The organism is Streptomyces sp. NPDC034103 (genome assembly GCF_055575395.1).
In genome coordinates this window covers 345,011-364,673 of record NZ_JBVISS010000002.1, presented here as the reverse complement: position 1 = coordinate 364,673, position 19,663 = coordinate 345,011, and the positions used below count along the sequence as shown (strand labels likewise).

At 70.8% G+C, this 19,663-nt stretch carries 18 protein-coding genes; 5 read left to right on the top strand and 13 right to left on the bottom strand.

Annotated elements, in window-relative coordinates; all coding sequences use genetic code 11:
* Positions 1-14 precede the first annotated feature (14 nt).
* Both ACZ56U_RS04785 and ACZ56U_RS04780 read right to left on the bottom strand, forming a co-directional pair.
* Entirely contained in the window at positions 15-521 is a 507-nt protein-coding gene (locus tag ACZ56U_RS04785) for a MarR family winged helix-turn-helix transcriptional regulator (RefSeq protein WP_469082589.1), read from the bottom strand.
* 317 nt (positions 522-838) lie between these two features.
* Entirely contained in the window at positions 839-1,258 is a 420-nt protein-coding gene (locus ACZ56U_RS04780; protein ID WP_469082588.1) for an ATP-binding protein, read from the bottom strand.
* Between the two features lie 284 nt (positions 1,259-1,542).
* On the opposite strand from ACZ56U_RS04780, the gene ACZ56U_RS04775 reads away from it, so the two are divergent.
* Positions 1,543-2,040: a hemerythrin domain-containing protein gene (locus ACZ56U_RS04775; protein ID WP_469082587.1), complete on the top strand. Its 498-nt coding sequence runs from the start codon at positions 1,543-1,545 to the stop codon at positions 2,038-2,040.
* A 156-nt stretch (positions 2,041-2,196) separates the two neighbouring features.
* Here the strand turns inward: ACZ56U_RS04775 and ACZ56U_RS04770 are convergent, their stop codons facing one another.
* The 6 genes from ACZ56U_RS04770 to ACZ56U_RS04745 all read right to left on the bottom strand — a co-directional run bounded on the left by ACZ56U_RS04770 (position 2,197) and on the right by ACZ56U_RS04745 (position 10,029).
* On the bottom strand, positions 2,197-2,658 hold the full coding sequence (locus ACZ56U_RS04770; protein ID WP_469082586.1) for a DUF6003 family protein: 462 nt from the start codon (positions 2,656-2,658) through the stop codon (positions 2,197-2,199).
* 209 nt (positions 2,659-2,867) lie between these two features.
* Positions 2,868-3,335, bottom strand: a complete 468-nt coding sequence (locus ACZ56U_RS04765) for a DUF5709 domain-containing protein (RefSeq protein WP_469082585.1) — start codon at positions 3,333-3,335, stop codon at positions 2,868-2,870.
* 100 nt (positions 3,336-3,435) lie between these two features.
* Complete coding sequence (locus tag ACZ56U_RS04760; RefSeq protein ID WP_469082584.1) at positions 3,436-5,664, bottom strand: S9 family peptidase; 2,229 nt, start codon at positions 5,662-5,664, stop codon at positions 3,436-3,438.
* A complete protein-coding gene (locus ACZ56U_RS04755; RefSeq protein ID WP_469082583.1) occupies positions 5,637-7,421 on the bottom strand; it encodes an N-acetylglutaminylglutamine amidotransferase in 1,785 nt (594 codons plus the stop codon). Before ACZ56U_RS04755 ends, ACZ56U_RS04760 begins: the two co-directional genes overlap by 28 nt.
* A 156-nt stretch (positions 7,422-7,577) precedes the next feature.
* Positions 7,578-8,771 (bottom strand): carboxylate-amine ligase, encoded by a 1,194-nt coding sequence (locus tag ACZ56U_RS04750; protein ID WP_469082582.1) that lies wholly within the window; start codon positions 8,769-8,771, stop codon positions 7,578-7,580.
* A 340-nt stretch (positions 8,772-9,111) separates the two neighbouring features.
* A complete protein-coding gene (locus ACZ56U_RS04745) occupies positions 9,112-10,029 on the bottom strand; it encodes a LysR family transcriptional regulator (RefSeq protein WP_469082581.1) in 918 nt (305 codons plus the stop codon).
* Positions 10,030-10,300: 271 nt separating this feature from the next.
* Between ACZ56U_RS04745 and ACZ56U_RS04740 the strand changes: the two genes are divergently transcribed.
* The 4 genes from ACZ56U_RS04740 (at position 10,301) to ACZ56U_RS04725 (ending at position 13,493) form a co-directional block, all read left to right on the top strand.
* A complete protein-coding gene (locus ACZ56U_RS04740; RefSeq protein ID WP_469082580.1) occupies positions 10,301-10,567 on the top strand; it encodes a hypothetical protein in 267 nt (88 codons plus the stop codon).
* Entirely contained in the window at positions 10,564-11,418 is an 855-nt protein-coding gene (locus ACZ56U_RS04735; RefSeq protein WP_469082579.1) for an NAD(P)H-binding protein, read from the top strand. Before ACZ56U_RS04740 ends, ACZ56U_RS04735 begins: the two co-directional genes overlap by 4 nt.
* Before the next feature lie 171 nt (positions 11,419-11,589).
* Positions 11,590-12,651 (top strand): hypothetical protein, encoded by a 1,062-nt coding sequence (locus ACZ56U_RS04730; RefSeq protein ID WP_469082578.1) that lies wholly within the window; start codon positions 11,590-11,592, stop codon positions 12,649-12,651.
* A gap of 209 nt (positions 12,652-12,860) precedes the next feature.
* Positions 12,861-13,493, top strand: coding sequence for a VOC family protein (locus ACZ56U_RS04725; RefSeq protein ID WP_469082577.1), 633 nt, complete (start codon positions 12,861-12,863; stop codon positions 13,491-13,493).
* Positions 13,494-13,935: 442 nt separating this feature from the next.
* Here the strand turns inward: ACZ56U_RS04725 and ACZ56U_RS04720 are convergent, their stop codons facing one another.
* The 5 genes from ACZ56U_RS04720 to xynC form a co-directional block, all read right to left on the bottom strand.
* Complete coding sequence (locus ACZ56U_RS04720; RefSeq protein WP_469082576.1) at positions 13,936-14,595, bottom strand: fasciclin domain-containing protein; 660 nt, start codon at positions 14,593-14,595, stop codon at positions 13,936-13,938.
* A 68-nt stretch (positions 14,596-14,663) separates the two neighbouring features.
* On the bottom strand, positions 14,664-16,262 hold the full coding sequence (locus tag ACZ56U_RS04715; protein WP_469082575.1) for a molybdopterin-dependent oxidoreductase: 1,599 nt from the start codon (positions 16,260-16,262) through the stop codon (positions 14,664-14,666).
* Positions 16,263-16,533: 271 nt separating this feature from the next.
* Positions 16,534-17,283 (bottom strand): anti-sigma factor, encoded by a 750-nt coding sequence (locus tag ACZ56U_RS04710; protein WP_469082574.1) that lies wholly within the window; start codon positions 17,281-17,283, stop codon positions 16,534-16,536.
* Positions 17,280-17,864 carry an ECF RNA polymerase sigma factor SigK gene (sigK, locus tag ACZ56U_RS04705; protein ID WP_469082573.1) on the bottom strand — a complete coding sequence of 195 codons (585 nt, stop codon included), beginning with the start codon at positions 17,862-17,864 and terminating at the stop codon, positions 17,280-17,282. The genes ACZ56U_RS04710 and sigK overlap by 4 nt, the downstream gene beginning before the upstream one ends.
* A gap of 337 nt (positions 17,865-18,201) precedes the next feature.
* Positions 18,202-19,440: a glucuronoarabinoxylan endo-1,4-beta-xylanase XynC gene (gene xynC, locus ACZ56U_RS04700; RefSeq protein WP_469082846.1), complete on the bottom strand. Its 1,239-nt coding sequence runs from the start codon at positions 19,438-19,440 to the stop codon at positions 18,202-18,204.
* Positions 19,441-19,663: the final 223 nt, after the last annotated feature.

The following is a 19,663-nucleotide window of genomic DNA, read 5'->3' as shown; positions in this document are numbered from 1 at the left end:
CGCACTGACCCTTCTCACCCACGGCCCGGCTCCTCCGGCCGCGAGGGCGCGGCGCGCCGCGCGTCCAGAAAGGCCTTCAGCCCCCGGCTCAACGCGACCCGCTCGGCAGGTCCCATCCCCCTCAGAACGGCCGCCACGGCCTGAGCCCTCCGCCCGGCCACGTCCCTGAGCACATGCCGACCGGTCACGGTCAGGCTCAGCTGCACCTCACGGCGACTGCGCGGATGGTAGGCGCGCTCCAGCAAGCCGGCCGCCTCAAGCCGGTCGCACAGTCGACTGGCCGTGGGCAGCCCGATGTCCAGCCGCTCCGCCAAGGCCGTCAGATTCAACCCCGGGGCCGCCTCCAGAGCACGCAGCGCCCTCAACTGGTGCAGGGACAGGCGCAGAGCCGCGCCCTGTGCGGCGACGGTCCACAGATCCGTCAGGCTCTCCACAGCGTCGGCGATCTCGAGCGCGATGGCCTCAGGGCTGCCGCCCGGTCCCTTCGCCTGCTCGTCGCCGGTGCTGTCGAGGTGGGTCACGAACGAGTCACTTTCCGTCAGCCCGAGGCCATGCAAATGCAATGCTCATTCAAACGCAGTACCCGAAGACCCGACGAGCAAGCAACCACTGTTGTGTGCGTTTGGCGAGTGACACGCATCCGCTTCCGCCCGGGGCTTCGGCGCCGTGACCCACAGGCGTCGTCGGGCGTTCCGGAGCCGAACGGTCCACGTCTGCCGTTCCGCAGGACCGTCACGAAGGCGAACAGGTGTCCGGTCGGCATCGCCCTCCGGCGCCTCCGGTGCCTCCGACACCGACCGGCACCATCACGGCCTGCCGAGCCCTGGCGTCGGACGGTTCAGATGGCCAGGATCGCGCGCACCCGCTTGCCGCCCCCGTTGACGGGGGTGACGTCGAATCGATCCGCCAGACCCCGCACCATGGCCAGACCCCGGCCGCTCTCGCCGTCGGCCGTCAACGGCCGCACCCGGGGCCGGTTCGGGTTGCCGTCGTAGACCTCGACGGTCACCCGGTCGTCGGACACCTGCAGACGCAGACGGCAGGCACTGCGGCCATGCCGGGTGGCGTTGGTGACCAGTTCGGACACGATCAGGGTCGCGTCATCGATGTGCCTGGCGTCCACCTTGGCCATCCGATGGCGGGACCGGGCGAGGAACACGGTGGTCAGCCGCCGCGCCCTTCCCGCCGACGCGGCCTCCTCGGGCAGTAGGTATTCCACTCGTACGGAACGCCGATGGGTACGCCGATGCGTACGCATGGCGAATCACTTCCCCTCCTGGACAACCTGCACCCCCGCGGCCGGCCGCTCGCCGGGGCCGCTTCACGTCTTGTGCGGGCGGTTCCGCCCACTCGTGATGCCCCGTAGCGGTGATCGCCAACCACGCGGGGGCCGGGCCGTCTTGACAGTGCCCGCGTATCCCCGCGCTGAGCGGTACTGGACGGGGAGATGTGGAGCTCTAGCGCATATGGGGCATCAAGAGCCTTGGCCACCGCCGGATCGGGTAGCGGGAGGTGAACCACTCCAGGGAGGAGGCGTATCGCATGACACCGCCCCAGGATGTCGTCGAGTTGATCCTTGAGGATCACCGGACGTTGGAGGACCTGCTTCGCGTGATGCGCAGCGTCGAGGCCGACCGAGAGGCCGCACTGCACGACTTCGCGCACTTGATGGTCGCGCACGGCGAGGCCGAGGAGTCCTCGGTGCACTCCGTACTCGCCTCTTTCGAGGACTCCGACACCGTCGAGCACGTCGAGGCAGCACACCGGGAAGCCGTCAAGGTCCTCCTCGCGCTGCTGGAGGTGCGCGAGGTCGGCTCGGTCGAATGGGACTGGCGGCTGAAGCAGTTGGCCCTGGCCGTCGCCCGCCACACCGACGAGGAGGAACGCACCCTCGTCAACCACGTGCGCGAAACCCTCAGCCCGGACTCCCGGGCAGACCTCGCAGAGGACTTCGCGCGGACCCGCGCCGACCTGTTGGACGCACGCTGCGGCAGCGTCGACAACGTGCACCACATGGTCTACGCCGACGCACTCACGTAGAAGCGCGTGGGGCGGCCGACCGACCGCGGCAACGACGAGCCACCTGGGGGGAATTCACGATCGGCGCCAGTACCCCGCCCACCGAAGGCGGCTCCATGCCCTCGGCTCCCGAGCGGTTCGGCCAGGTCCCGGGAGCCGAGGGCATTCCGCGAGGGATCAGCCCTCGGCGGCCTTGAGGATGTCCTGCGGGTCCAGTCCGGTGAGTTGCGCGATCCGCGCAGCGGGAATCCCGGACGTGAGCGCCCGGTGGACCAGGGACTGCCAGTCCTGGGTGGTGTCCCGGAAGTTGAGCAGCTCGGACTCCATGTCCGTCACGGACGTGGGCGCACAGGCCTGCTCCACCCGTACCGTCTCCTCCTCCGTCAGCGGCACCGGCAACCGCTCCGCGTCCTCGGGGATGAGCACCTCGGCCCCGGCCGGGACGATCCGGACGCACTCGGAGGAGGCGGGAACCCCGTGCGCGCCCAGCCACCCCAGTACCGCGGGAGTCTCGGCGCACTCCAAGTCACCGACAGCGGTCAGAGCCGCACCCAGCCGGGGATGGCGCTCGGGGAGAACGAACAACAAGGCATCGTCGGCCACGGCCTTGGCACCCACCTTCGCAAGAAGCTTGAACACGATCGTGATGCCCATACCCCCGGAAGCCGCGGCGACCCCAGGAAATCGTCAACTCACCCAGGTGGATTGCAGGTCGAGGTGTTTCGTCGCGCTTCGCTCTCCCTTCCTGCCAGGAGCACGATGACGGTTCACCACCTCGCCGTCCGGGCCGCGCCGGCCTCTGTGCGTCGGCGGCTCAGTCCTGGGCCGTGCTCCGACCGCTCGCCGGGCTACGGCAGCTGGTCGTCCGGTACGACGTGCATCGCGGCCTCCTCCGCGCCCGCCGCTCCCCCGTCGATGCCCTCGTCCTCGGCGACGAGCTCCTTGGTGGTGTCCTCCCGCACGCCCTCGTCCGGTGCCACCAGGCGGCCGGCGCGCTCGGCCCCGGCTTCCGGGTCGAGGGGTTCGCCCTCCCCGTCGGGCAGGTCACCGATCTCGTCCCCCAGCGGCGCCTCCACGTCGGGGACCTCCTGGCGCAGGCGTTCGTCCAGGGACTCGCCCTCGTGCTGCTCGGCGGCCGTGGTGCCCACCTTGGTCACGCCCAGAGGCTTCTCCGGCGGCGAGTAGCCCTCGTCCAGCTGGTCGTCGTAGGTGCGCTCGTCCACCGCGTCCTGAAGGTCCAGCGGGGCGGCGTCCTCCTGCTCCTCATTGCCGCCGGTGGGCTGGTAGACGTCATCCGCCATGGCCTCATCACTCATGATCGCCTCCGGGTCGTGCCTGATCATTTCCGAGTACGGAGTACCAAGTACCCGGCACATGACACATGGCGGCCGGGCCCCGTACGGGCACAGGCAGGGGTCAGCCGCTGAGGTGTCGTTCCAGCCAGTCGGCCGCCGTCCGGCGGAACAGGCGTCGGCTGTCCGCGCGCAGGAAGTCGTGGCCCTCGTCGCGCAGGGACAGCAGCTCGGCGGGGATGCCGCGCTCCCGGGCGGCCCGTACGAACTGGTGGGACTCCCCCGGTGGCACGTTGGTGTCGTGCTCCCCGTGGACGGCGAGCAGCGGGGCACGCAGCGCGTCGACACGGTTCATCGGGGAGAGGGCCCGCAGCAGTTCGCGGTCGCGCTCGGGGTGGCCGTACTTGTGCGCCGCCGACTCCGCGATCCACGGCTCCGTGGCGGCGAAGAAGGTCAGCAGGTCGGACATGCCGCAGACGGCCACCCCGGTGCGGAAGAGGTCCGGGTGCCACACGAGGGAGGCGTACGTCAGGTAGCCGCCGTAGGAGCGCCCCATGACCGCCAGCCGGGTCGGGTCGGCGGGGCCCGCGGTCACCGCGTGGGCCGCGCAGTCGGCGACGTCGTCGAGCGCGGCGAAGCGGCCTGTGCCCAGGTCGGCGTCGACGAACGACCGGCCGTGTCCTGAGGAGCCGCGGACGTCGGGGGCGAAGACGTCCAGCCCGCGCCCCAGCAGTTCGTGGTAGAGCGGGTTGAAGACCGGGCGTTCCTGTTCCTCCGGTCCGCCGTGCAGATGGATCACGCAGGGCGCGGGCTCGCCGGGAGGGCGCCCCGGCGCCCGGTAGTACCAGCCGCTCAGGGGCAGTGCGTCGCGTGCCGTGAAGCGCAGGGGAACGGGGCGCACGGGTGGTCGGCCCGGTGGCACGGCGTCCTCGTCGCGTGAGGACCACGGGGTGCGCGACAGGGACACGCCCTCGTGGGCCCACCACACGCCCGGGCGGCGTTGCGAGCCGGACAGCGCGAGGAGCAGGCGTCCCGGTCCGGCCGCCGCGACGCGCGTGACGACTTCGTGCGGCAGGGCGACCGGCCTGGAGGGCCCCACCGCCGGTTCCTGGCGCGTCGGGACGGTCTCGACGAGTTCGAGTTCCCCGGCGCCCTGGGCGTTCCACACCAGCACGGCCGTACGACCGTCGTGGTCCATCGTGAGCAGTTCGAGTTCCTGGTCCTGGCGTTCCGCCACGACCGAGGCGCCGCGCGGTTCGCCGTCGGCGCCGAGGGCGATCGCCAGCAGGGCCGCGTACTCGCGGTCGGCGTCGCTGCGCAGCCAGAGGGTTCGTCCCTCCGGGGAGAACCGGCCGATCCACGGATCGCCGTCGGCGACCGGCGCGGTGTACGTCGTCACCGCGTCGGCCGTGCGCCGGAGCACCGCCTCACGCCGTCCGCGCGGCCCCCGGCGCAGCAGTGCGAGCTTTCCGTCGTGGCTGAGGTCGCACACGCGCAGGGTGGCGGCGTGGGTCTCCGTGGCGAGGAGCACCGGGGAGGCGAGACCGTCCGGGTCGAGCAGGTAGGCCGACAGTCCGCCACCGGGGCGTGCCGCCGGTGCCGCTCGCGCCCTGAGATCGATCGAGGGCTGCGCGGCCTCGTCGTGGACTCCGCCGAGGAGCGTCGCGCGGCCGTCCCGGCCGGTCCAGTCGGCGGAGAGCGGAAGCTCGGTGGGGTCGGAGTCCGTGGAGTGCCGCGCTGCCGTGCTCGGCGCGTGGTCGTACGCGCTCGGCGCGGCGACGGTGACGGCGACGGCGGACCCGTCGTGGGTCCAGCATCCCAGGTACGCGGTACTGCCCGGCTCCGCTCCAGCGAGGAGGCGGCGTCCGGAGCCGTCGGGCCGTACGCACAGCACGCGTGAGTGCTCGCCGCCGCCGGGTGCGGTGGTGTACGCGATCCAGCGGCCGTCCGGTGACCAGGCGACCTCCTTGACGGGGTCCGGGGAGGAGTCGAGCAGCCGCACCCCGTCACCGTCGACGGGCCCGGCCCACAACTGGGGTACGCCGCCTCGGTCGCAGATGAAGGCGACCTCGGTGCCCTCGGCGTTGGCGGACGGATACCAGCAGCCGTGCGCACGCAGCCGTGTCACGGCATCCCGCGGCCCGCCCGCCACGGGCAGCGGTGTGAGGGCGGGCGCAGCGGCCCAGGCAGGCCCGTGCCCGTCGGCCGACCAGGTCTCCGAAGGCGGCGGGGCCTGTGACGCCAGGCCGGGGGTGCGCGGGCGGGCGGCGGCCGGCGATCCGGTGGGTGCCGCCGCCCGCGGGGCCCGAGCGCTCAGCTCGTCGCTCACTTGATTCCGTGCGTCTGCAGCCATATCTCCAACAGAGCCACCTGCCACAGGGCGTTGGCTCCACGCTTGGTCCGGTGTTGGTCCGGTGCCGCCAGGAGCTCGGCCAGGTAGGACTCCTGGAACACCGCTCGCTGCTTGGCCTCGGGCGCTTCGAGCGCCTCGCGCACCCGCTCCAGGACCGGGCCTGCCATGTGCCGGACGGCCGGGACCGGGAAGTAGCCCTTGGGACGGTCGACGACCTGCGTGGGCAGAAGCTTTCGGCCGGCTGCCTTCAGCACGCCCTTGCCGCCGTCGGCCAGTTTGAGCTCCGGCGGGCAGGCCGCGGCCAGCTCCACCAGCTCGTGGTCGAGGAACGGCACACGCGCCTCCAGACCCCAGGCCATGGTCATGTTGTCGACCCGCTTGACCGGGTCGTCGACGAGCATGACGTGCGTGTCGAGCCGAAGAGCCGCGTCGAGCGCCGTTTCCGCCCCGGGGACGGCCATGTGGTCCTCGACGAAGCGGCGCGAGACGTCCTCCGCGGGGAGCATGCCGGGCCGCAGGATCCGGCTGAGGTCGGCATGCGGCCGGTCGAAGTACGTCTCGGCGTACTGCTCCGGCTCCTGCTCACGGGGGACCCCCGCCAGGTCCGGATACCAGTGGTAGCCGGCGAACACCTCATCGGCGCCCTGCCCGCTCTGCACGACCTTGACCTCTTTCGACACCTCCTCGGACAGCAGGTAGAAGGCGACAGCGTCATGGCTGATCATCGGCTCGCTCATCGCCGCGACGGCCCCGTCCAGCGCCTCCGACACCCGGCGGGAGGGGATCATCATCCGGCGGTGGTCGGTGCCGAACTCCCGGGCCACCAGATCCGAGTACGCGAACTCGTCCCCTTCCTCGCCGCCCTCCGCCTCGAAGCCGACACTGAAGGTCCGCAGATCACGCTGACCCTCGTCGGCCAGCAACGCGACGATCAGGCTCGAGTCCAGTCCGCCGGAGAGCAGCACCCCGACCGGCACGTCCGACACCATCCGGCGGCGTACGGCGGTGCGCAGCGCCCCCAGCACCGCGTCGCGCCACTCGTCGACGGCCATGTCGGCGTACTCGGAGCGCCGTGTGTACGACGGCTGCCAGTAGCAGTGGTCCCGCTCGGTGCCGTCCGGCTCCACGACACGCACGGTGGCCGGCGGGAGCTTGCGTACGCCGTTGAGGACGGTGCGGGGCGCCGCCACGGTGGCGTGCCAGCTCAGGTACTGGTGTACGGCGACCGGGTCGAGGGAGGTGTCCACGTCCCCGGCGGCGAGCAGGGCGGGCAGCGAGGAGGCGAACCGCAACCGGCCCGGCGTCCGCGCCAGGTAGAGGGGTTTGATGCCCAGCCGGTCGCGTCCCAGCACCACACGGCCGGTCCGGTGCTCGACCAGGGCGAAGGCGAACATGCCGTAGAAGCGTTCGACGCAGGCGGTTCCCCACTGCTGGTAGGCCTTGAGGATCACCTCGGTGTCGGACGTCGACGCGAAGCTGTGGCCCAGTCCGCGCAGCTCCTCGCGCAGCTCCCGGTAGTTGTACACGCAACCGTTGAAGACACCGGTGATCCGGCCCGCCTCGTCCGTCATCGGCTGGGCGCCGAAGTCCGACAGGTCGATGATCTTCAGGCGCCGGTGGCCCAGTGCCACCGCCTTGTGCGTCCAGACTCCGCTTCCGTCGGGGCCGCGGGCCGCCAGCCGATCGCTCATGCGCTCGACTGCGGCGAGGTCGGGACTGTGACCGTCGAAGCGGATCTCACCGCTCAGACCGCACATGTCGTTCCGCCTCCCTTCAGACCGCCTTCCTCCGTGGGCCGGAGCGTGCTGGTGGGCATGGTGAACCTCTCTTCGACAAATGATTCACGCAGCAGGGCGCTGCGAGGTGAGGTGCCGACGACGGGCCGGGCCGACCTCAGGACGTCCACGGGCATGTCAGCGGCCGATGACCTCCGGGACCCCGGTGCCGGGCGGCGGACCGGCCGCCTCCGAGCCGCGGCACGGGACACTGACGCTGCCGAACGGCAGGGGCGCGCGGCTTCCGCGGTCGCCGCGGGTCTCGGCGATCAGCAGGTCGGCACAGGCCGGCAGGCCCTCTTTCCGCGCCGTACGGCGCAGGCGCTCAGCGGCGCTGCCCTCGGCGAGGGCCTCCTCCGTCAGTTCCCTGACCGTCTGCCAGTCCCCCTGGGCCTCGAGCGCGGGACGCAGCCGGGCGAGCATGGCCCGGACGACCTGGGGCGCGGGCGCCTCCTCGCGCGTCTCGGGCTCCACCAGGGTCCCCTCGAGGCCGGAGCGAGCCGCCCGCCAAGCTGCGCCGCGCAGCCACTCGTGACCGCCCTGACAGGCCGGCGCGTCGTCCGCGCGCAGCCGTTCACAGGCCTCGGTCACCAGGGCGCGGAACAGCCCGGCGAGGAGCACGACGGTCTCCGCGCGCGGACAGGCGTCACAGATCCGCAGCTCCAGAGTCGGCAGGTGCGCGGAGGGACGGATGTCGTAATAGATCATCCCGGAGTCGCTGATGATCCCGGCGCGGACCAGGTCCCGTACCGCCGCGTCGTACGCGCTCGCGCTCGGGAAGCAGCCGATCGGGCCGGCGGTGGGCCAGCGCTGCCAGAGCATCGTGCGCCAGCTGGCATAGCCGGTGTCGGAGCCCTGCCAGAACGGTGAGCTGGCGGACAGCCCCAGCAGCACGGGGAGCCACGGCGAGACCGCGCACATGACCCGCACCGCCAGGTCCCGGTCAGCGAGATCCACGTGGATCTGGGCGCCGCAGATCAGCTGCTCGTCGGCGACCTGGCGGTACTCGTCGACCATGTGCCGGTAGCGGGCGTCGGCGGTCGGGTGCCCCGAGGACGCGGGTGCGAGCGGCACCGTGCCCGCGGCCACCGCCGCGAGTCCCAGGGAGCCGGCTGCCGCGTCGAGCCGCCGTCTCGTTCTGGAAAGGTCGGCGAACAGATCGTGCAGCGACGTGTGCACGGCGCTGTTCGACTCCACGGTCGACTGATGCAGCTCACTGGTGAAGGTCTCCCGCGGAAGCCGCCGGAGGACCGCCTCGGCCCGCGGCACGAGCAGGCCGCTGTTCACCTCCAGGAGGTGAAACTCCTCTTCGACACCGATACGCACGCTCACGGTCACTCCTTGGGCCTCGATACCTGCCGTCCCGGGAGCGCGAGTCCCTCACCGGGCGATACGGCGGCTGCGACGAAGACCAAGTTCCCAGGACGCGGATCTGTAAGCACGGGGAGATGCCCGTATGGGATACGTGCCGCGCAGACGAGCGCGACACCTGTGGGTGTGTCGGGGCGCGATACCCGGGCGCGGGGCGACCCTCGGGGGGCGGGGGTGTGCGCGGGTGGCCGACTGCCCGGGTGTCGGACTGACCGGGTCCCTGGGTGACTAGGTGCCGGAGTGTCGTCCAGATGTTCGAGCAAGCGGTCCAGGGCGGCGTCGTGCGAGCCGTCTGTGTGCGTTACGCGGCGTGCAGCCGGGGATCGCGCTCGACGACGGAACGGACTTCGGCGATCAGGCGGGTGATCAAGGGCTGCGGAGAGCGGTCGGTCCAGACCACGGCGAGGTCGAACGGCTCGGCGTCCGTGACCTCGATCCAGCGCACGTTGCCGGCCGGCAGCAGTGCGTGCAGTGGCTGCGGGGCGAACCAGATCCCGTGGCCGCGGCCGACTTCCCACAGGCAGTCCTCGACGGTGGGCACACTCGGGCCGCGTGGTGCGGAACGGCCGTCGGGTCGTGGGTCCGCGAGCCAGAACCGTTCGGCTTCCGGCGAGACCAGGACGTCAGGACGTACCACCGGGTCGTCGGCCAGGTCGGCGAGCGTCAGTGTGGAACGGTCGGCCAGCGGATGGCGGGCGGAGAGGACCACGGCGCGGGGGTCGGTGCGGACCACCGCGGTGTGCAGGCCCACATCACCGAGCGGCAGCCACATGAAGGCCGCGTCCGCGTGGCCGTCGTCGAGGAGTTCCCGCTCCTGCCTGGGGTTTTGCGCACCCTTCAAGGTCACCTGGAGCCCGGGCACCGCCGCCTCCAGGGCATCGGCCACGTCGACGGCGAACAGGGTGGTGGCGGCGGGGCAGCAGGCCAGACGAAGCGTGCCGGTCTCGGCGTTGGCCACGGCACGCACCCGCGCCGCCAAGCGGACGACGTCGTCGATGACGGTCGCGCCACCGGCGGCGAGTTCCTCTCCGGCGGCCGTGAGCAGCACACCACGTGAGGTGCGCACCAACAGGTCGACGCCCAGGGACCGTTCGAGTTGCCGTACGTGGGTCGACACCGCCTGCTGCGTCAGATGGAGCGCCGCCCCGGCGCCGGTGATGGATCGCCGCCGGGCCACGGCCAGGAACGAACGCAGGTGCCGTAGGTCGATTTCGCTCACGTTCAACACCCTAGCTCCCACAGCGATTTGCGGTATCAGGCACAAGATCTTGCTGTTTCCCCCGGCGAGGTCACCGCGTCCAGACTCGTGCTGCCGGCCGACACGACCCGCCTGTCGGACTCCCCGTGCCGACCAGCGCGAGTGGGGTGCGCTGAAGGAGGTGTTCGCCGGTGAGGTGCGTCACGGCGAAACGGTTGGGCCAGGCCGGGATGCCACCGCGGGCGCACTCTGCGGTGTCCCCCGCCGGCGTCACCAGGTGGTTGGCGAGCAGGTGCTGGGTCGCGTCGGTGGCCTGGGAGGACTGGCTCTCACCTACGACTCCATCGCCCTCGCACCGCGCATCACCCAGCCCACCCTGCTCGTCCACAGCGAGGACGCGGCCATCCCCGAGGGAGCCCGCCGTTTCCACGCCGGGCTGGCCGGTCCCAAGGACATCCTCTGGACGCAGGGCACCCAGTTCGACTACTACGACCAGGAACCCCTCGTCACCCTCGCGGCGGACACCGTGGCCGCCCACTTCGGAAGGACCTTGCGATGATCCTCGTCACCGGAGCCACCGGTCAGGTCGGCGGCGAAGTCGTCCGGGCCCTCACCGGGGCCGGGCAAGCGGCCCGCGCGCTGGTACGCAAACCCGCCGACCTGCCCGTCGAGCAGGCGGTCGGGGATCTCAACGCCCCGGACTCGCTCGCCCCGGCCCTCGACGGCGTCCGCGGGGTGTTCCTGCTGCCCGGCTACCGCGACATGCCGGGTCTGCTCGCCGGGATGCGGCGGGCGGGGGTGGAACGCGTGGTGCTGCTGTCCAGCCTGGCCGCCGTAGCCACCGACACCGACAACGCCGTCTCCGAGTTCATGATCCGATCCGAGACGGCGGTCCGTGAGTCCGGGCTCGCCTGGACGTTCCTTCGCCCCAACGCGTTCATGTCGAACGCGCTGCGCTGGCTGCCCCAACTGCGCACCGGGGACATCGTCGAAGACGCCTTCGGTGACGTGCCCATCGCCTCCGTCGACCCCTACGACATCGCCGCCATCGCCGTCCGAGCCCTGCTCGACCCCGGCCACGAGGAGCGCGTTCACCTCCTCAGCGGTCCCGAACGGCTGCTGCCCGCCCAGCGCCTGGCCGTCCTCGCCGACGTACTCCACCGCGATCTGCGCTTCCGCGCCCTCACCGACGAAGAGGCGCGGGCCGACATGACCGGACGCATGCCGCAGGAGTACGTCGACGCGTTCTTCAGCTTCTACGGCGACGGGACCATCGACGAGTCCCTGATCCACCCCACCGTCGAGCAGGTGACCGGCCGACCGCCGCGCACCTTCCGTCAGTGGGCCCTCGCCCACCGGGACGCCTTCACCGGCTCCTCACACCTCCGGCCTGACGAGAACTCCGGCTGACGCTCCGCCGGACCGCCCACGTGTGCGGGGTGTCAACGACGCCCCACTGGTGGGGAGTTGGTGGCGGCCGGGGGTTGCATGGGCCCGCTCAGGGTGCTGTTTCCCCGCCCGGCGTGGAGACTGACTTCGGGACCGTCCGCGAGGGGCATCCCCTTGGGGAGTGGGGCAGCCATGGCAGGTGGCGACGACGCCATAACGGAGATCTCCGTACCGCCAGGTTCGGTTGTTGTCGATCTGGCTCCGGTGCGCGATCGCGATCGGCCTGTCTGGCTGGCGCTGGCTGAGGACGGCACGATCAGCCGGTGGGACCTGGCATCGGGGATTCACGAGGTGGTCGGGGTCACCAGCGTTGCTCCGGAAGCCGATCACGAGCCATGGAACGGCCGTCGGCTCCAACGGCGCCTGCATGCCTCCCACGACGGCATGTTCGCCGCGGTGGTCAACGACTACGGCCGCTTTGGCGAGGTGGTCGACCTCCGGACCGGCGAGGTGACTCTGGCCCTGGACAACCAGGGAGATCACGAGGAGACAGTGCCGTTCTCACTGGCTTTCGCGCGACATCGCGGCCGCTGCGTGGTGATCCACCGAACGAACTGCAACCGGCTGGATGTCTCCGACGCGCGAACGGGGATGTTGCTGACTGATCGCTCGCTGCCCGCGCCGACGCCTACGGACCCCGCACCCGAGCACTACCTCGACTACTTCCACGGCGCGCTCTGTGTGAGCCCCGACGGGAAGCGGGTCCTGGACGACGGCTGGGTGTGGCATCCGGCCGGGATCCCCGCGGTATGGGATCTGGTCGAATGGATCGAGAACAACGTCTGGGAGTCTGAGGACGGTCCGAGCCGGGTCGAGGTCTGCGATCGGGGCTACTACTGGAATCACTCCGTGACCTGGATCGACTCGACCCGGGTCGCCGTCGAGGGCCTCGGCGACGACGGCGGTGTCATGCGGCCTGGGGCACGGATCTTCGACACGAGCCGAACCGGTCACGGTGAACTGTGGAAGTCACCGGCAGTGACGGAACTGCTCGCCTTCGAGGGCCCGACCGGACGCTTCTTCAGCGATGGCACCCACCTGTTCGGTTGCGGCGACACCGAGTTGTCGATCTGGGATCCGGTCGAAGGGAAACACCTGGGTACCGTTCCCGGCTTCTCCCCCACGCACCACCACCCAGGAGCACGGCAGTTCTGCCAACTTGGCGACGGTGTGGTCCGTCTCTGGTCTCCGTGACCCCTCGGGCGCGATGCCCGGACCGGTGGTCGCCGTGTCCGGCGCGGCCGCGCGGCGTGCTCGCTGGTCGACTTGCTGAACGGCGGAGCCGTACAACTACCTCGTTCGCTCGGCTGCTCGGTGCGAGAGCACGGCTGGCCGCCGGGCCAGGCCGGGCCGGTCAGTTTTCGAGAAGCGTCCGCGACGGGGCCGCCCCTAACGTCAAGGACATGAACTCCATCGACTCCATCACGCTCGAGGTGGCCGACCCCACGGCCGCCGCCCGCTTCTACTCCGCCGCGTTCGGGCTGGACTCCTCGCAGCTGCGCCTGCGCGCCTGTGACACCCCCGCGACCGGTTTCCGCGGCTTCACGCTGTCGCTCGTGGTGTCGCAGCCGGGCAACGTCGACGCCCTCGTCAGCGCCGCTCTAGACGCCGGCGCCACCGTCCTCAAGCCCATGTCGAAGTCGCTGTGGGGCTACGGCGGTGTCGTTCAAGCCCCGGACGGCACGATCTGGAAGATCGCCACGTCGGCCAAGAAGGACACGGCCCCGGTGGCCCGCCAGTTCGACGACCTAGTGCTCCTGCTGGGCGTCGAGGACGTGAAGGCCACGAAGCAGTTCTATGTCGAGCGAGGCCTGTCCGTCGGGAAGAGCTTCGGCGGGAAGTACGTCGAGTTCGCCACCGGGTCGAGCCCCGTCAGGCTCGCTCTGTACAAGCGCCGCGCACTCGCCAAGGACGCGGGGGTCCCCGCGGACGGCACCGGGTCGCACCGACTCGTCCTCTCCAGCACCGCCGGTCCGTTCAACGACCCGGACGGATTCGTCTGGGAAACCGCGACCCCCGTGCCAGCCACCGCCTGAACCCGGCCCCGGGCACGCGCCTCCCTGCCGCCCCTCGGCCGAACCCGCCAATGACACTTCCTACGGCCCGGAGCGAGCCGCGGACGGTCATACCCCACGAGCTGACCTCGCCCTACGACGGCCCAACGCCCCCCTCGACTACGGCGCGCCCAACCGAACTTGCTGCGGTCCCTCGACGAACCCGGCTGCGCCAAGCAGGAGTTGCGGATGGACCGCGGAGCGCCGTCCAGGACGGTCTGCCGGGTGGCAGAGAGGGGCGTCGAGCCACGCTTCCCAGGCCACACGCAGGCCCACATGCCAGTGGACGCGCTCGACCTCGGCGACCTGGGACCTCAGAACGGCCGGTGCCAGCAGATGGTTGGTGTGAGGGACCCGCGGTGAGCAGGCGGGTGAGAACGCGCCTGCCGGGCACCAGCGCGCGGTGCCCGGCAGGCGGGGTGTGTCAGCTGGTGGGCATCAGGACGGTGTCGATGATGTAGACCGTGGCGTTGGCGGTCTTGACGTTGCCGCAGACCACCTTGGCGGAGTCGTTGACGGTGTAGGACTCGCCGGAGCCGGCGGTGGTGAGCTTGGACTTCTCCAGCGTCTCGAAGGAGCCGCTTTCCAGGTCCTTGGGGGCGAGCTTCTGGCCGACGACGTGGTAGGTGAGGATCTTCGTCAGCTGGGCCTTGTCGTTGAGGACCTTGTCCAGGGTGGCCTTGGGGATCTTGGCGAAGGCGTCGTTGGTCGGCGCGAACACGGTGATGTTCTGGGCGTTGTTGAGGGTGTCGACGAGCCCGGCCTTCTTCACCGCCGTGACCAGGGTGGACAGGGCCGGGTTGTTGGAGGCGGCGGTGGCGACCGGGTCCTGGGCCATGCCGTCGAAGGACCCGGCGCCGCTCGTGGGCACCGTGGCACAGGCGGGGCCGAAGGGCTGGTCCGCCGCGGCGGCGGCGCCGGAGTCCGACATGCTGTCGTCCGGCGCCGCGGCGGATGCCGACGCCTTCGACGAGGAGTCCGACTTGGCGGAGTCGCTCCCGCTGCCGGAGCAGGCGCTCAGGGCCAGCGGCAGGACGGCCGCGGCGGCCAGGGTGACGGCGGTACGGCGGATACGGGTGTTCATGGTGTTTCTCCTGTTGGTGGATGCGGGCATGCCGCGTTCCTGATGGGGGTCGAGAAGTGGCTTCGGGGTCAGTCGACGGTGACGACGACGGAGTGCCATCCGCTGGCGCCGTCGGGGATGGTCCGGGTGCGTTTGTCGGTCTGCACCTGACCGGTCCGGTCGGTGGCGCGCACGGTGAGCGTGTGGCCGCCCTTGGTCGCCTCCCACGGGAGGGACCACTGGCGCCAGGTGTCGGATGTGTTCTCGGTGGCGAGCCGGGCCTGCTGCCAGGGGCCGTCGTCGACGCGGACCTCGACCGTGTCGATGCCGCGGTGCTGGGCCCAGGCGACCCCGGCGACCATGACCGTGCCGGACTTGGGCCGGGCGAACGGCTTCGGTGTGTCGATGCGGGACTGGGTCTTGATCGGTGCTTCGCGGGCCCAGCCGCGCTTGACCCAGTAGGGGTCGTAGGCGCCGAAGGTGGTGAGTTCGAGGTCCTCGATCCATTTGCAGGCGGAGACGAACCCGTACAGGCCGGGCACCACCATGCGGACCGGGAAGCCATGGGTGAAGGGCAGCGGTTCGCCGTTCATGCCGAGGGCGAGGAGCGCGTCGCGGCCGTCCATGACGTCCTCGACCGGGCTGCCGATGGTCATGCCGTCCACCGAGCGCGCCACCAGCTGGTCGGCCGGGCCGCCCTTCGAGGGTGGACGCACCCCGCACTCGGCCAGCAGGTCGGCCAGGCGTACGCCGATCCAGCGGGCGTTGCCGACGTAGGGGCCGCCGACCTCGTTCGAGACACAGGTCAGCGTGATGTCCCGCTCGACGAGCGCACGCCGCAGCAGGTCGTCGAAGGACAGGGTGACGGGCCGTCGTACTCCTGTGCCGTGGATGCGCAGCCGCCAGGCCGTCGCGTCGACCCTGGGTACCACCAGCGCGGTGTCGACCCGGTAGAAGTCGCTGTTGGGCGTGGTGAAGGCGCTGACTCCCGGGATGCGCAACGCGGCGCCCCTCGGCACCGGCCGGGCCGGGGAAGCCGGCGCCGGGAGGACCACGTCCCTGCGGGAGGCGGCCGCGTTCCGGGCCCGGGAACCACTCAGTGAACGGCCCAGCACGCCCGCCCCGGCCGACGCGGCGGCGGCTGCCATCGCGGTGATCACGAACCCGCGCCGGTCCCAGTCGGCACCGGAGAAGGAGACCTCGTCTGCTGCCGTGACCCGGCGACGAGGCGTGAGACGGCCCGCGAGGAGATACAGGACCGCGGCACCCGCGACAGCGCCCGCCACCGAGGGCAGGGCGTCGAGCGCACCGGTGGAGTCAGGCCGGCTGATGGCCGCGGCTGCTCCGACCACACCGAACAGCAGCACACCAGCGGCCCCACCGCGCCTCAAACGCACTGCGACCATTCCGAGCAGCAATGCGAAAAGCGTGAGTACGGCGAGAATTCCGAGCTGGAGCACGAGTTTGTCGTCGGTACCGAAATGCCGGATCGCCCAATCCTTGACAGCGGCGGGCGTACGGTCGATGGCGGCGCCACCGACCGCGACGACCGGTCCGGCCTGCGGGCGGATCATTCCGGCCACCAGCTCGGCGACCGCAAGCGCGGCGAAAGCCGCCAGTACGCCACTGAGGGCTCCCAGCGCCCACTGGCCGGGGCGGATCCGCCGGTCCTTCTTGTTCTCGGTCACGTGGGGAATCCGGCCCTGCGACGCTTCCGGATTGGTCGTGCCCACGATCGAATGAATATTTCTTCTGGGCCAATCCGGAGGCGTTACGGCTACGGATCGCAAAAAAGACCGCTGCCCTTTTCGGCGCCGCCGAAGCGGCGAGGACGCACCGCCTTCGGCATGCGGGCATATCTGATCCCCACCGAAAAGCGCGTCTGCCGAGAGCTGCGGAACAGAACGGCCGCTCCGACGAGTTCATCGTGGGAGCGGCCGCCAGTGGGTGCGGACTCGATCACCCCGGGAAGCTCATCAGGACGATCGGCGTGGAGGTGGGCTGTTCGGAACCGCCGCTGGGTTCGACGGTGACACCCATACCGGACGCCCCGTCGACGGCGCCCTTCATGAGCACGGCCTGCTGGGTGCGCCCGGGGTCCATCAGACCGGCGGAGCGCATGGTGCCGTGGTCGTCGAACCACAGCTGGTAGACCTTCCCGCTCGGCGCGGGGGCCATCCCGGACACGGCGAACACCGCTTTGTCCCGGTCGCCGGACACCGTGACGGTGCCGGTGGCGCCGCCCGGCAGTTCCGCGGCCCGGGTCCGGGCGTCGGGCGCGGCCAGCACGGCGGCGAGCTCGTCCGCGGCCTGTGCGGCCCGGCGCGTCTGATCCCGAGCCTCCTGGGCCTGTTGCTGCTGCCATACGGTCGTTCCGCCCAATGCCGCCGCGGCGGCGAGGCAGGCGGCGAGTGCCCACCGGGACAGAGCCCGCCGCCGCACCCGTGCCCGGAGCGGCAGTGCCCGAGTCGGCGCTGTGGGCGTCTGTCGGACGGAGGTGATTCTGCCGAGCACCTGCGCGCGTAGCTCCGGGGCGGGCCGGACGGTCACGGCCAGTGCCAGTCGCGCGGCGGTGGCCCGCAGCTCGAGAGTCTCCTGCGCACAGGCCTCACACCCGTCGAGGTGCCGCTCGAACGCCTCTTCCTCGTCGTCGGACAGGGCGTGCAGGGCGTAGGCGCCGGTCAGTCGGTGCGGATCGGTGGTCGTCACGCGGTCACCCCCAGGCAGTCACGCAGACGGATGAGCCCGTCCCGTAGTCGGGTCTTGACGGTGCCCAGCGGAAGCGCCAGCACCTCCGCCACTTCGCGGTACGTCAGCCCCCGGTAGTACGCCAGGGTCACGGCCTGGCGCTGGAGCTCGGTCAGCGTGCGCAGACAGCGCCGCACCTGCTCCCGTTCCAGTCGCGCCTCGACATGCTCGACCACCTCGTCGTATGCGGGCACCTGTTCCAGCAGGGCGGCCTTGTGGTCGCGGGCCGCCGCCGCCTCCACCGAGCGCACCCGGTCGACCGCCCGCCGATGTGCCAGCGTGAGAATCCAGTTGATGGCCGTACCCAGCTCGGGCCGGTAGCGCGGGGCGGTCCGCCACACCTCCACCAGCACCTCCTGCGCCACCTCCTCCGAGTGCGCCTGGTTTCGCACCACGGCCCGTACGACTCCCAGCACCCCGCCGGCGACGGTGTCATAGACACCGGCGAACGCCGCCTCGTCGCCCAGGGCCACCCGACTGACCAGTTCTTGCAGGTCAGGCCCGGCCGCCGCATGTCTGCCGATATGTACTGCTTCCTTCACCGAGGGCCTCCGTCGTCGGGACATGTCCGTACCTAATCCGTTCCTGTCGGGAGTACGGATTGGTTGCGACGACGACGAAAAACTGGTGGTGAGAAGCGAGGCGGGGCCCCGTGAACCGGCCGGTGTCGTTCGTGGCCGCGCTCCTTGCCCCATGCGGCGGCTGCTCAGGGCCGGGAATGGCTACCCGCCGGCAGTCTCGGCAGGGACCGCGCGATCCGCACCCCGAACGACCGCGGACCGGCTTGCGGACAGAGGCCTTCCGCAAGCCGACGCGGGCAGACGCAGGCAGACACGACAACCGTCCATGACTGCGTTGCGGGTACCTGGGACGTCCCGTTCAGCGGATCACGAACGTCATCGCGCTTCGAGCGGGCAGCGCTACGGTGAAGGAGCCGTTCGACATGCCGCGCGTGCCCTGGGACGCGACGTTTCTGCTCGCGTCGGTCAGCCACGAAGCGACACTGGAGCCGGAGCCGTTCGCCAGGGTGAACTGCTGGCTCACCGCGGCGGTCGCCTTGTTGATGGCGACGACGACCGTGGAGCCGCCACCGCGGTAGGCGGAGACGTAGACGTTCGTCGCCGGATTCGCCGTCGCCCCGATCCGCACGTACCCGGGTCGGACGAACCTGGCGAAGTGCGCCATGGCGGCGCCGCGCTTGCTGATCCTGCCGTCCTCGCGCATGGGTCCGTAGCCGCGCCGGATGTACCACCAGATGTAGGCCTGGAACTCGGCGTCCACCAGGGCCCGGTGCATGTGCTCCCCCACGTCGAGCGCCTGCGGCCAGAGGTCCGCCGAATCCGAGCTGTTGGGGTAGTAGACCTCCGTCATCCAGAGCTCCTTGCCCGCGCCCTTCTGTTTGAAGAGGGGGTAGGGGAAGTTCGAGAACGGCGTGCCGTACAGGTGGGCCCCGATGATGTCCACGTTGGCGAGTGCCACCGGGTCGTTGAGGATCGGGTCCGACATGTTCTTGAGGTACTGGAAGGACTCCGGCGCGATGACCCTGGTGCCGATGGAGGCGGCGTTCTCGCGCAGGAACCGGACCATTTCGGCGGGGGTCCACCACGTCCAGTCATGCGCGTAATCGGGCTCGTTCTGCACGGAGATGCCGTACAAATTCACCCCGTTGTTGCGGAAGTGGGTGGTGAAGTCGTTCAGGTGCTGGGCGTAGGCGCCGTACATGTCGTACCTGAGCCGTCGCGCGTCGGTCTGACTGCCGCGGACGAAGGTCTCGACCATGGACGGGGGCGGATTCCAGGGTGACGCGATGACGGCGGCACCGAGTTCGGCCGCGCGCTTCGCCGTCGCCAGATCGCGGTTCCAGGCCGCCCGGTCCTCGGGCACGGGGATCCTCAGCAGCGTGAACCCCAGCTGCCCGTCGCCGGTTCCGAAGGCCATGTCCCGCTGAGCCGCCGTGAGGTCGCCGATCCAGGCCGAGTGGGTCATGCCGCCGAAGCCACGGATCGTCTGCCGCGTCGCCGACGGATCGATGACCGCAGTGGCCGCGACCGCCGCGGTCCCGGCGTCGGAGGCTCGCGCGACCGACGCCGTGGCGGAGAGGACGGGCACGGCCCCCATCGTCGCCAGGACGGACCTCCGGCTCGGTGCTCTCCGGTCGGCGCTCAGGGGCTCTTTCCGACTCTGTGCCACGTCTCCTCCTTTGGGCCGCGGGTTCCGCTCCGGACCTCTGAGGGCTTCACCGGCCCACCTCGGCACGAAGTCCATGGGAGCGCTCCCATTCGCATGGATGACTACACACGTGCTCATTTCGGCGGAAAGTGCTGCTGTGTCGCCCGACGCC